The sequence below is a fragment of the Cyanobacteria bacterium QS_8_64_29 genome (assembly GCA_003022125.1).
GTDB lineage: Bacteria > Cyanobacteriota > Cyanobacteriia > Cyanobacteriales > Rubidibacteraceae > QS-8-64-29.
In genome coordinates this window covers 89012-100752 of record PXQH01000042.1, presented here as the reverse complement: position 1 = coordinate 100752, position 11741 = coordinate 89012, and the positions used below count along the sequence as shown (strand labels likewise).

At 61.5% G+C, this 11741-nt stretch carries 13 protein-coding genes; 9 read left to right on the top strand and 4 right to left on the bottom strand.

Annotated features, from left to right (window positions below):
- The 5 genes from BRC58_07355 to BRC58_07335 form a co-directional block, all read left to right on the top strand.
- Positions 1 to 168 (top strand): IS630 family transposase (locus BRC58_07355; protein PSP17220.1); only part of this gene is annotated, 168 nt, incomplete at its 5' end.
- Between the two features lie 1509 nt (positions 169 to 1677).
- Positions 1678 to 2019: a DUF29 domain-containing protein gene (locus BRC58_07350; GenBank protein PSP17219.1), complete on the top strand. Its 342-nt coding sequence runs from the start codon at positions 1678 to 1680 to the stop codon at positions 2017 to 2019.
- Between the two features lie 215 nt (positions 2020 to 2234).
- Positions 2235 to 2669 (top strand): DUF29 domain-containing protein, encoded by a 435-nt coding sequence (locus BRC58_07345; protein PSP17218.1) that lies wholly within the window; start codon positions 2235 to 2237, stop codon positions 2667 to 2669.
- 84 nt (positions 2670 to 2753) lie between these two features.
- Positions 2754 to 3182, top strand: a complete 429-nt coding sequence (locus BRC58_07340; GenBank protein PSP17232.1) for a hypothetical protein — start codon at positions 2754 to 2756, stop codon at positions 3180 to 3182.
- Positions 3183 to 3185: 3 nt separating this feature from the next.
- Positions 3186 to 3785: a hypothetical protein gene (locus tag BRC58_07335; GenBank protein ID PSP17217.1), complete on the top strand. Its 600-nt coding sequence runs from the start codon at positions 3186 to 3188 to the stop codon at positions 3783 to 3785.
- A gap of 84 nt (positions 3786 to 3869) precedes the next feature.
- Here BRC58_07335 and BRC58_07330 read toward each other — a convergent pair whose 3' ends face one another.
- Positions 3870 to 4577: a lipoyl(octanoyl) transferase gene (locus BRC58_07330; GenBank protein PSP17216.1), complete on the bottom strand. Its 708-nt coding sequence runs from the start codon at positions 4575 to 4577 to the stop codon at positions 3870 to 3872.
- A gap of 135 nt (positions 4578 to 4712) precedes the next feature.
- Between BRC58_07330 and deoC the strand changes: the two genes are divergently transcribed.
- The 4 genes from deoC to BRC58_07310 all read left to right on the top strand — a co-directional run bounded on the left by deoC (position 4713) and on the right by BRC58_07310 (position 8970).
- Positions 4713 to 5393, top strand: coding sequence for a deoxyribose-phosphate aldolase (gene deoC, locus BRC58_07325; GenBank protein PSP17215.1), 681 nt, complete (start codon positions 4713 to 4715; stop codon positions 5391 to 5393).
- A gap of 15 nt (positions 5394 to 5408) precedes the next feature.
- Positions 5409 to 6266, top strand: coding sequence for a DNA repair protein RecO (locus BRC58_07320; GenBank protein PSP17214.1), 858 nt, complete (start codon positions 5409 to 5411; stop codon positions 6264 to 6266).
- A gap of 19 nt (positions 6267 to 6285) precedes the next feature.
- Positions 6286 to 7731: an arabinose efflux permease gene (locus BRC58_07315; GenBank protein PSP17213.1), complete on the top strand. Its 1446-nt coding sequence runs from the start codon at positions 6286 to 6288 to the stop codon at positions 7729 to 7731.
- Positions 7732 to 7818: 87 nt separating this feature from the next.
- Complete coding sequence (locus BRC58_07310) at positions 7819 to 8970, top strand: glycosyltransferase (GenBank protein PSP17212.1); 1152 nt, start codon at positions 7819 to 7821, stop codon at positions 8968 to 8970.
- Positions 8971 to 8990: 20 nt separating this feature from the next.
- Here BRC58_07310 and BRC58_07305 read toward each other — a convergent pair whose 3' ends face one another.
- The 3 genes from BRC58_07305 to BRC58_07295 are packed head-to-tail and all read right to left on the bottom strand — an operon-like array spanning position 8991 to position 11631.
- Complete coding sequence (locus BRC58_07305; GenBank protein PSP17211.1) at positions 8991 to 9761, bottom strand: peptidase; 771 nt, start codon at positions 9759 to 9761, stop codon at positions 8991 to 8993.
- On the bottom strand, positions 9761 to 9991 hold the full coding sequence (locus tag BRC58_07300; protein ID PSP17210.1) for a preprotein translocase subunit SecG: 231 nt from the start codon (positions 9989 to 9991) through the stop codon (positions 9761 to 9763). Before BRC58_07300 ends, BRC58_07305 begins: the two co-directional genes overlap by 1 nt.
- Positions 9992 to 10035: 44 nt before the next feature.
- A complete protein-coding gene (locus BRC58_07295; protein PSP17209.1) occupies positions 10036 to 11631 on the bottom strand; it encodes a 2,3-bisphosphoglycerate-independent phosphoglycerate mutase in 1596 nt (531 codons plus the stop codon).
- Positions 11632 to 11741 lie beyond the last annotated feature (110 nt).

Here is an 11741-nt window from a genome sequence, read left to right as displayed (position 1 = left end):
GAACAGAACCCGATTGAGAAAGTCTGGCTGCGAGGCAAAGAGACCATGAGAAAGCTAGCTGGCCTATGTCCTTCCTTTGAGCGCGTCAAGGCGCTATTCTGGCTACTTATCGAGCATGACATCTTTAAATTTTCGATGCTACGCCAGTACGGGTTCGTTCACGTGTAAGTTGTGATTGCTATAGAAGACGTTCTGGCTAAGCTAGAACCTTTGCTTGGACAAAGATAGAACCAGTAAAAGCAGCAGCAACTCTTACATGTTGTGCTGACTCTAAAGCTACGCTCATTGATCGGAAGTAAGTTAGGGGAAATCGGAAAAGGCTACTAATCAGTGTCTTCTTCCTGCGATTGGGAATCTTGATGAGTGTGAATATCACCCTTATGTGGATTCTCATCTAAATTCACTCGTTCAGGAGTCGACGATTCGCCAGGATCCGGATAGTCTCCTGGATCCAAATGTTCCTCAATTTGGACAGCCTCAATAATAAGCTAACAACAATACTTGCTTTTAGTGGGGTGGCGCTCAACTTAGGAGGAAACCTGCCTTGCCAGGGAACGTGGGTCTACTCACTCCTAGGACTTGCCCTAGTAGCATGCACGATCAGGCTTTTGCCTTTTCCAACTTATAGAACAGTCGACCCCGAAAAGCTCCTTTACATGAATTACCCACATAGCAAATTGAAAGAAGAAGATCTAAAGTTGTACATAGCACGCCAGTGGGTCAAGGCAGCTCATCAACTAGATAAACAAATATGGGGAAAAGCTATACTGCTAGGATCGGCAATCTTCCTTGCAGTGACTGCAACAGTGCTAGCAGCCTACTGTTATGCAATAGTACCGTCTCAATGTAAGCAGACTTCGACAATTAGCAGTATTGGAATAGAAGAATTGCGAATCCCTGTGCGCCATTACTTCGTTTGGCGAACAAGAGTCCAATTAACTGTTTGATTGCATGTTCTGCACGGCGGAAAAGTTTCCCCTTGGCTTAGAGCAATCTCCTGACTGCAAGAGCATCCTCCCCTGTAAATTCCAGATGTCTGAGCAGTAGTTCCAGTTTTTGGCATTCCAATCTCCTTGCAGTGACGATCTCTCCAAGAGGTTAACATACTCTCCAAGAGGTTAACATATACGGCAACAAACTGTCCAGAAGAAGCGTGTTTACTTACGCCAGTACTGGCCCAACAAAATCGATAGTGAACATGACCTCAACGGCACCCTCATAACTAGCTGCGGCGCCATCCGGGTGGAAACAAGGCCATGCTGTATCACTGTTTAACCTAATACTACAGCCGTGGATTTGGGTCGGTAGTGACAGCGTCGCGCGACAGCCTAGTAATGGCGACGCCAGGGTAACCAAGGCAATGCTTGCTCGGCACTCTGCAACCTGGGCAGTACGACAGCTAGCAGCAAATGTTGCACTTCAGGCTCGGTCAACGGGACAACCCCCTCTTTTTACCCGAGTCTTATTGACCTGAGACCGCCCGCCCCTAGGAAAACCAACTCCAGCATGGAGAGAGATGTGCCAGTACTCAGGCATACCAGGTGCGCACTTCAGGTAGGCTGCCGTTGCATAGATCATGGCCTGAAAGAAAGCAGCAGTGGATTCGGCATAATCTGGCCACTTTGTGATTGGGTGAGTATTGTACCTAAGAGACGTTGTTTCTAGTGCAACGTCTCCATGAGTAAAGGCCAAAAGAAGGGCAACAGCAGCCAGAAGCCTAAGGCTGCACCCAGTAGTCTAAAGCAGGTGCTGATTCATCTCCTAAAATGGCAGTACCAGCCTCAAAGGCGTACCAAAAGCTGGATCGACTCGATCACTGAGCATCGGCGTCGGCTATACCAAGCCCTCAAGAGAAGCCCAAGATTATTTGAAGCCCTCAGAGCACGGTTCGAATGGGAATACACCAAGGCCCGTCGCAAAGCTGCTCAAGAAACCGGGATCCAGCTCTCGACTTTTCCAAGGCGGCCACCATTCAACCTTGATCAGACACTCGCTTTCGAGTGGTTGCCACCAGAGTAACAAAAGAACAATCCTTAGCTAGGCTAAAGGACAACAGCTCTTTGGCCGCTCTTAGCTAGTTAGACAACATAAGCTGCTCTTGATCTAGGGCAGACCTGGACCACAACCGCGCCTAGTTGCGGCGACGCGGCGCTAATGCCTAGAGTCCCTGGCGTTAGGATCTCAGCAACTGCTGGTTCGAGCCCATGCACGACCAATAAGCCCAGTTTTCCAACCTGGCCCAGCTCTACGAAACGGACTACGCCCGCTGGTTGGATGAGACCATCGAGCAGCTCAAGGCGCGCGAGTTCGACGCGCTGGATCTACCCGACTTGATTGAGGAACTGGCCGATATGGGCCGCAGCCAAAAGCAGGCTCTCGCTAGCAACCTGCGAGTTTTGCTGCAATATCTGCTCAAGTGGGCCTACCAGCCCGAACGGCGCACGAACAGTTGGCAGGCAACCATCACCGAGCACCGAATGCGAGTTCGGGACCTGCTGGCGGATAGTCCTAGCCTTAAACCCGAACTAGAGCGGCTGCTGTCCAGCGAATACACTAAAGCGCGCAAGTTGGCAGCCCAGGAAACGGGATTGCCGCTCGGACAGTTCCCAGCCGAGGCACCCTTCAACCTTGAGCAGATCCTCGACGAGGACTTCTGGCCCCAGCCCTAGCCAGCCATGCAGACAACAACCGACTTTGATCGCGATCTCTGGGTGCTGGAGCGGCTCGCTGACGGCTGGCACCTTGGGCAGATTATGGATGCCAGCGGCCTGAGCGATGTAGCGATCGACGAGGTGGCGTATCGAGCCGAGGCCCTGCCCCCCTCCCATCCCAAAGCACAGGCCTTGGCACGGTACAAAGCGATCCGGCAGGAGCGCGTCTGGAACCTGCTGGCCGAGTTCAAGCGCCACTGCCAGGACTGCTATGGGGATCGGTTGGTCGAGCTGGTGCTGTTCGGGTCATTAGCCCGAGGCGACTTTCATCCCACCTCGGATGTGGACGTACTGGCCGTCCTCAAGGACCTGAATCGAAGGCGCGACGAGAAACTACCAAGCGATTTCCAGGTGGAGGCCGCAGCGAGGACGTTCGACTTGATTAGCCTCCTGCTGTTCGATAAACGCGATTGGCTGAATGGGGAGCTGGCGCTCCGGCGAGTCGTCTCAAAAGAGGGGATCGCGATCTAGCTGATGGAGCTGGCGCAGAAGCAGCGGCTGCTGAAAGCAAGCGAGCGGCTTGCGGCGGCCGAGCACTTGCTACAGCACGGGTATTACGAGGTCGCAAGCTCGCGCGCCTACTACAGCATGTTCCACGCCGCATCAGCACTCTTGGAAGCTCGCGGCGTTCACACCTCAACGCACGGAGGAGTCGTTTCTCGGTTTGGCCAGTACTGGATTCAAACCGGCGAAGCTCCCCCGGATCTGGGGCGCGCCTTCAATGAGGCACAGCAACGCCGAGCTAGGAGCGACTACGAGCCAACTAGCTCGATCTCGGCAGAGGATGCGCGCGAGTCGCTTCGAGGGGCCGAGCGGATGCTGGAGTTAGCACTGGAGCACATCGCCGACCCACACTACCGGCAGCTTTACCAGGACTATGCCCAGCAAGTGGCTGCCGTCGAGGACGACGAGCGGCTCGATCGCCTCGTTGCCCAACGAGCCCTACAGGACGGCTGCGATCACGACGAAGCCATGCGCATCCTAGAGCGCAGCCCGCACGCCCCCAAAGATCGCCCTAGCGCTCGCGAACGGGCGGTCGGCATTCTCCAGCAAGCACGCGAGCTCGAGCCATAGTCTTAGCTGGGTTGGCACCAAAAGTGCGTGTTAAAGCGATCCCAGTAGCGTCCTTCTAGGCCGTCGATAGTCCGCCGCGCCGCGCTACGCGCTCGATTGGCTGGGCACGCTTGCCGGGATAGCCTCTCCCTGCCGCTCGGCCGGAACCAGCTCCAGGACAAACGTTTGCGCAAAGGCGGCTGCCAGCTCGCGGCGCACCTGCCGGCAGTTAATGCTGGGCACAAATTGCGCCAGGCTCCCCACCGGGCAGTCGGCAATGCCGCAGGGCACGATGCGCTCGAAGCCTTGTAGCTGAGGGCAGACATTGAGCGCAAAGCCGTGCATGGCGATCCAGTGGCGGACTTTTATGCCTACTGAGGCCACCTTGACGCCATGGAGCCAAACGCCAGTCAAGCCTGGGCGCCGCTCGCCACGCAAGCCCCAAGCTTGCAGGGTCTGGATGAGGGCTTGTTCTAGCTGCCGCAGGTACCAGTGCAAATCCGGCTGGTGGTAGCGCAAATTGAGGATGGGATAGCCCACAATCTGCCCCGGGCAGTGATAGGTGATCTCGCCGCCGCGCTCGACGCGGTAGAGCGGAACATCGCTCGTTGCCGGGTCAAAGCGGCAAAAGGCCAAGCTGGCATTTTTGCCCAAGGTGTAGACCGGCGGGTGCTCCAGCAGCAGCAAGCGATCGGCAAGTTCGGGGTTGCGGACACGGTGCGCCACCAGCGAGTGCTGCCACGCCCGCGCTTGCTGGTAGGGAACGAGGCCGTATTCATCCAGCCAGCAACGGCGCCGGGAAGGTGCTGCCATGGCCGCTTGTTGCCTTGTGGGGCCAGCCAGCAGGCTAGCGCGATCGCGCGGTGGGCAAGCGCCCCGGGCACCAGCAAGGGCCGGCACCCCCTTAACATTTTGATATAACTAGGGCAGTCCCCATCAGAGCGCCCCATGGCTGCCACCAGTGCCGGCATTGACCTAGCGCCCTACATCGACCACACCATGCTCGATCCGGTCGGCACCGACGAGCAACTGGCGCAGTGCTGCCGCGAAGCCGACCGCTTCCACTTTCCTGCCGTTTGCATTTATCCGGCTGCCGTGGCGCGCGCTCGGGAGCTGCTGCAGGGCAAAGCCATTCGCATCTGCACGGTCATTGGCTTTCCCACCGGGACCACTCCCACTGCCACCAAGCTGTACGAAGCACAACAGGCAGTGGAGCACGGCGCAAGCGAGCTGGATGTTGCCCTCAACTTCAGCGCTATTCGAGCCGGCAATACGGACGCTGTCTATAACGAAGTTGCCCAGCTCGTCCACGAAACCGGCCAACCCCTCAAAGCGATCGTGGAGGCCGGCTTGCTAACCGACGAGGAGAAGCGGCTTGCTGCCGAGATCGCCATGGATGCCGGGGCGGCCTTTGTCAAAACCAATACGGGTTGGTTCGGCGGGGCTACCGTCGCCGATGTCAAGGCGCTGCGCGAAGCCACGCGGGAGCATTTGGGCATTAAAGCAGCGGGCGGCATTCGGACCACTGCCCAAGCGGAAGCCTTGATTGAAGCAGGCGCGACGCGATTGGGGACCTCGCGCGGCCCCAAGCTGCTGCAGCAGCGCGATACCTTGGAGTCGGTCCGCTAGCACTGAGCCCCTGTCATGACCCGGACTTATAAAGCCACCGGCATCAACCTCAAAAGCATGCCGCTGGCTGAGGCGGATCGCTTGGTGACCGTGCTGACGCCCGAGTACGGCCTGGTCCGGGCCGTTGCCCCGGGAGCGCGCAAGCACAACGCCAGCCTGAGCGGGCGCAGCGAAGCGTTTGCCGTTAACCGACTTTTGCTCGTGCGCGGGCGATCGCTGGATAAAATCGCCCAAGCCGAGACGATGGCAACATATCCCGGCCTGAGCGGCAGTTTGGGCAAGCTGGCGGCCGGTCAGTACTTAGCCGAAATCGTGCTCCAGCTGGGGTTGAGCGAGCAGCCCCAAAGCGAGCTCTACGAACTGCTCAACGAGCACTTGCGCCGCATCGAGCGCCTCTCGATGGCGGAGGCTGCTTTGAGTACCGCACTGCTGCCGCATTTGGTCCAAGGAACGTTTCACTTGCTGGCTGCGGCTGGCGTTGCTCCGCAGGTGCAGGCATGCTGTTGGCGCCAGGTTCCCATTACGGTCGATCCGGGCGATGCTGATTGGCAGGTCGGGTTCAGCATTGATGCGGGGGGATTGGTCTGCCTGGCAGCGGACGGGTCCGGTACAGCCGCCGAACCCCAGTCCGGGGTGGCTGCGCCCCCTGTTCCCCAGGTTGATGCTTACCTAGGGGCCGAAGAGGTGGCACGGTTGCAGCGCTTGGCGGGGGCATCGCTAACGGCTGGTGATCGCGAAGCGAGCTGGTCGCAGTTGGAGCGATTGCTGCGCGCCTATACCCAAACCCACCTGGGCCGTTCCATCCGCTCGGCGACTCTCCTGGAGACGCTGCTGGCAACCCCCGCAGCGCGCTCGCCCCAACCGCAGGCTTAGCGTCGGACGCAGCTCAATCATGGCTACTTCCCCCACCCAGCAAACCGATCCCAATACGGCAGCCAACTCGCTAGCCGAGACCGAGGGCGTTGGCGATCCGGCCAACACGCTGGCTGAGGAGACAACGCCTACCCTGCCGACCGCCGGCGGTGGCTTCCTGCCGGTACTGAAAAACACGCGCTTTTTGATCCTGTGGCTGGGTCAAGTCTTTTCCCAGCTCGCCGACAAGGTCTATTTGGTTTTGGCTGTCGCCCTCATTACCAGCCACTTTCAGCAACCGGAAGACAGGATTGGCAGCTGGGTTTCGGCGGTCATGATCGCCTTTACCATTCCGGCGGTTTTGTTCGGGTCGCTGGCGGGCGTCTACGTCGATCGCTGGTCGAAAAAGGGGGTTTTGGTCGCCACCAACCTGCTGCGCGGTGGATTGGTCATGGCCATTCCGCTGGGGCTGTGGCTGCTGCAAGATGGGGCGCCGTGGTTGGGTTGGCCCGCTGGGTTCTGGCTGCTGCTGGCGGTGACCTTTGCCGTGTCGACCCTGACGCAATTCTTTGCGCCTGCCGAGCAGACCGCCATCCCGCTGTTGGTAGAGCGCCAGCACTTGCTACCGGCGAACTCGCTCTACACCACCACCATGATGGCCTCGCTGATCGTGGGCTTTGCCGTGGGCGAGCCGTTGCTGGCCCTAACCGAGCGCTTGGCGACCCTGTTGGGCCTGAACTGGGAGTTCGTCAAAGAGCTCGTCGTGGGCGGCGCCTACGCGCTGGCGGGGGTGCTGTTGCTGTTGCTCAAAACCGAGGAGCGCGCGGCAGCAACGGTTGGAGCGCACTCGCAGGTGTTGAGCGATATCTGGGAAGGCGTCCGCTACCTGGGCAGCAATGCCCGGGTGCGCAACGCCATGATTCAGCTGGTGGTGCTGTTTTGCATTTTTGCCGCTTTGGCAGTTTTGGCCGTCAGTCTGGCCGAGCAGCTCCCGCAGTTGAAGGCATCGCAGTTTGGCTTTGTGCTGGCAGCCGGCGGCCTGGGAATGGCAGGAGGTGCCGTCATTGTCGGCCGGTGGGGGCAGCGCTTCCCGCGCCACGCGCTCAGCGCCGTGGGCTCGGTGGGCGTTGCCGGCTCGCTACTGGGGCTGGCGGCTGCCACCCAGCAGCTTGAGGCCGCCCTGGCCGCAACCACCTTGCTGGGCTTGTTTGCGGCCTTTGTGGGCATTCCCATGCAAACCACCATTCAGGCCGAAACGCCAGAAGCCATGCGCGGCAAAGTCTTCGGCCTGCAAAACAACGCCGTTAACATTGCCCTCAGCTTGCCCCTGGCCGTGGCCGGCGTTGCGGAAGCCGTCTGGGGCTTGCAGGCCGTCTTGCTGAGCTTGGCAGCCATTGCCATCGCAGGCGGGGGCTTGAGTTGGTATAGTTCTGTTGCAGAAGCAGCGACTGCCGCGGAACCTAACGGTAGGGACCGAGCGAACTGATAAGCTACCAGCCAGCTAGCCAGCCAGGGCTAGCGTCTGGTCCTGCGCTGTAGCGCGTTACCCTGACCGTTGCGTCAGCGCCGTCGCATGCATGTTGCTTGGCTGGGAAAAAAGTCGCCCTTTTGCGGCAATGTCACCTACAACCGCAAGATCACCAATGCATTGCTCGAGCGCGGCTACCGCGTCAGCTTCCTGCACTTTGCCCAACAAGCCTCGCGCTCGGAGCACTGGCCCGACTGCCCGGAAGTTGCGCTGCCGTTTCTTTACAAATCGCAGGCGTTTACCATCCCCACCCCGCGATCGAGCAAAATCCTGGCGCAAGCGCTGCAGCGCTTGCAGCCCGACTTGGTTCATGCCTCGCTAACGCTCTCGCCGCTCGACTTTCGCCTGCCCGAGATCTGCCAGTCGCTCAACATTCCGCTGGTCGCGACCTTCCACTCGCCCTTTGACAACAAGATCCGCAACCTCAAATCCAGCACGCAACTGCTGACCTACCAACTCTATGCCCCGTTTTTGGCCCATTACGATGGGGTGATCGTGTTCTCGCGCCTGCAGCGGGACCTGCTGGAGCGCTTGGGCGTGCCCGCTGGGAAACTAGCCGTCATTCCCAATGGCGTTGAAGTTGATAAGTACTGTCCCGGTCGCTCCGGGGCCAAAACGGAGCTGCAGGCGCAGCGGTTGTTCGTCTATCAGGGGCGCATCTCAGCCGAGAAAAACGTTGAGGCCCTGCTGCGCGCCTGGAAGCAGTGCGAGATGGCTGCAGAGGGCAGCAAGCTGGCCCTAGTGGGGGACGGCCCGCTGGCCTCCTCGTTGCAGTCCTTTTACGGCCCCGAGCAAGGCGTGATTTGGCTGGGCTCGATCGCGGAGGAGCAGCGCCGCATCGAGATCCTGCAGGCGGCCGATGCCTTCGTTTTGCCCTCGCTGGTTGAGGGCCTGTCGCTGTCGCTGCTGGAGGCCATGTCCTGCGGGGTCGCCTGCCTGGCCACCGATGCGGGGGCTGATGGCGAAGTCCTGGAAGAAGGCGCCGGCATCATCCTCAGCACCCAGCGCGTCATGGCCCAGCTCAAGGCCCTGCTGCCAGCCTGCCGCGAGCATCCCGAGCTGACCAACTTGCTGGGCGACAAAGGCCGGCAGCGCGTTTTGGAGCGCTACACGCTCAGCCAAAACATTACCCAGCTGGAGCGGCTCTACACCCAAGTCGTGGAGGCGAAGCGAGCCCGGCTGGAGAGCCGCGTTTGAGGCGTTCTGCCTCGGCGGGGCTAGTGCCGAGCGCGCTGGAGTTGGAGCGGCCATCCCAAGCGCGTCGGTTGCCGGTAGAGGCGGTAGAGCGTGTTGGCATCCCGTTGCGAGATGGAGGTGGGGCTGCCCGTGTGCGCGCCGTACATGACATCGCCGGACTGGCGGCTGTGCCCCCAGAGGCCGAGCGCGTGGCCCAGTTCGTGGCGGGCCGATGACAGCGTATTGCGCCGGCTTTGGCCGGGCGCTAGCGCGATTTGCCCTTGGGGGTGCAGTCGCGGCGGGCCTTGCGCGCGGCAGCAGACCTCAATGGTGTAGCGCGTCCGGCCAGCCCGCGCGCGGGCCCTCTGGCCGCTGCTTTGACGCGGCGGTTGCGATCGCGCAATGCGGATGTCGGCGCGCTCGGGCGAGGCTACCACCGAGAGCGGCAAGTACTGGTCCCAGTCGGCAATGGCTTGGCGCACCGCAGCCTGCCAACGCTGGAAGCGGCGCTGGCGGGCCGAACTCGCTCGAGCTTCGGGGGGATGGGCAAGGCTGATGCGAACCGGAAGCTGGGACCACACGAGATAGCCCACGCGCGTGGGCTCGATGCGGTCCAAATAGTTCCCCGCGGCTTGGGGGGCAAACTGCCGCTTCAGCTGCTGCGGCACGGGATGCGCTCGGGGCTGGGGCAGGGCAGCCGGCGGCTCGGGCGGCGCTGCCAGGGTAGGGGCCAGCGGCGCGGCCGCTGCGATGAGGGCACTCCCCAACAAGCCAGCCAGTGGCTGTCCCCCACCGGGTGGGGCCGCCGGCATCAGCCCAACCAGCCGGCGCTCTGGGCAATGGTTAGCCCCAAAAACGCGATGGCAATGCCCCAAGTGATGCGGTTCAGGCCCTTCTCAGCGCTCTTGGTGCTGGTAAACAGCTGGCCCTGGCCGCCAATGCCGCCCAGGCCGTCCCCTTTAGGGCTGTGCAGCAGCACAATGGCAATTAGCAAGGCAGCCAACGCGACCCAAGCGATCTCGGCAATCTGGGCAACAGTCATCGCGCGGGTTCTCTCTAGGGCAATTCGCCGGCCGTTGCAGCCGCTCAGGTAACCCGGACCGGCGTCCGGTTGCTGCGGACTTCGTAGTCGGCCGCTTCCAGCAGGGAGTGGCCCGTCATGGCCGACGGTTGCGGCAATTGTAGGATGTCTAGAATGGTGGGCGCAACGTCGGCCAGCCGCCCGTCCGAGCGCAGCTTGAGCGCGGTACCGTACCCGGGCACCTTGGCCCGCTCGCCCTCGACCACAATTAGCGGTACGGGATTGCTGGTATGAGCGGTCCGCGAGTTCCCGCGCTCGTCCCACAGGCATTCGGCATTGCCGTGATCGGCAGTGACAATGGCCGTGCCGCCGACGCGGCCGATGCCCTCCAGGAGCTGGCCCAAGCAGCGATCAACGGTCTCCACCGCTGCAACCGTGGCTTCCATGTCGCCCGTATGGGCGACCATGTCGGGATTGGCGTAGTTGATGGCAGCAAAGGCATAGCGGCCGCTTGCGATCGCGGCGTTGGCCCTATTGGTGACGGCCTGGGCCGACATGGCAGGCGCACCGTCGTAGGTTGCCACCGCCGGGCTGGCCACGAGCTCGCGATCCTCGCCCGCTAGCGGCGGTTCGGTACCGCCGTTAAAAAAGTAGGTAACGTGGGGATACTTTTCGGTCTCGGCGGCCCGAAACTGGCGCCATCCTTGCCGGGTGATCGCCTCCCCCAGCAGATCGTCCAAAGTTTGAGGTTTGAACGCCACCCGAGCGGGCAGCTCGGGGTCGTATTGGGTCAGGGTGGCAAAGCTCAGCGGCTGGATGGGCTCGCGCGCAAACCCGTCAAAACCGGGATCGATCAGGGCCGAGACCAATTGGCGGGCCCGATCGGGCCGAAAGTTGAAGGCGATTGCGCCCTCCCCAGGCTCGATGGCGCCCGGCGCCAGGCGGGTGGGCGGAATGAACTCGTCAGTGATGCCGCGCTCGTAGCACGCCTGTAGGGTCGCGCTCGCCGAGCGGTGGGCGTTGGGCTCGTCTTGCGTTAAGACCTCGTACGCCTGGCGGATCCGGTCCCAGCGGCGGTCGCGGTCCATGGCGTAGTAGCGGCCGCTCAGCGTGACCAAACGGCCTACGCCCAGGCGCTCGGTTTGGGCTTGAATGGCTGCAATATCTTCAATACCCCGGGTGGGCTCGGCATCGCGGCCGTCGGTGAAGGCGTGGATGCAGGTTTGCGGCACCCCTTGGGCGCGGGCGAGCGCCAGCAGGCCGTAGAGGTGTTGCAGGTGCGCGTGAACCCCCCCTTCCGAGCACAAGCCCAGCAGGTGCAGCTTGCCGCCGCTGCGGCGCACCTCCTGGCAGACCTGGACGAGTTCGGCGTTGCGCTCCAGCGAGCGATCGGCAACGGCTTGGCTGATGCGGACCAGCTCCTGAGGCACGATCCGCCCTGCGCCCAGGTTGAGGTGCCCCACCTCGGAGTTGCCCATCTGCCCCTTGGGTAAGCCCACATCTTGCCCGGCTGCTTGAATCTCGGTGTGCGGGTAGGCCGCTTGCAAGCTGTCCATGATGGGGGTGCGGGCAGCGGCAATGGCGTTGCCCGCCGTTTCGGCGCGACTCCCCCAGCCATCCAGCACGATCAGTACGACTGGAGCTGCTGGCGCTTGCGTCATGACCGTCCTCGCGCGTCGTTCGGTTCGGTTGGGGGCCTGCTCTAGCGCAAGACCGCCGGCGGGCTCGCTGCGTTCCCGGCTGCAGCTGCCAATGGCGGCCACACTAGCAC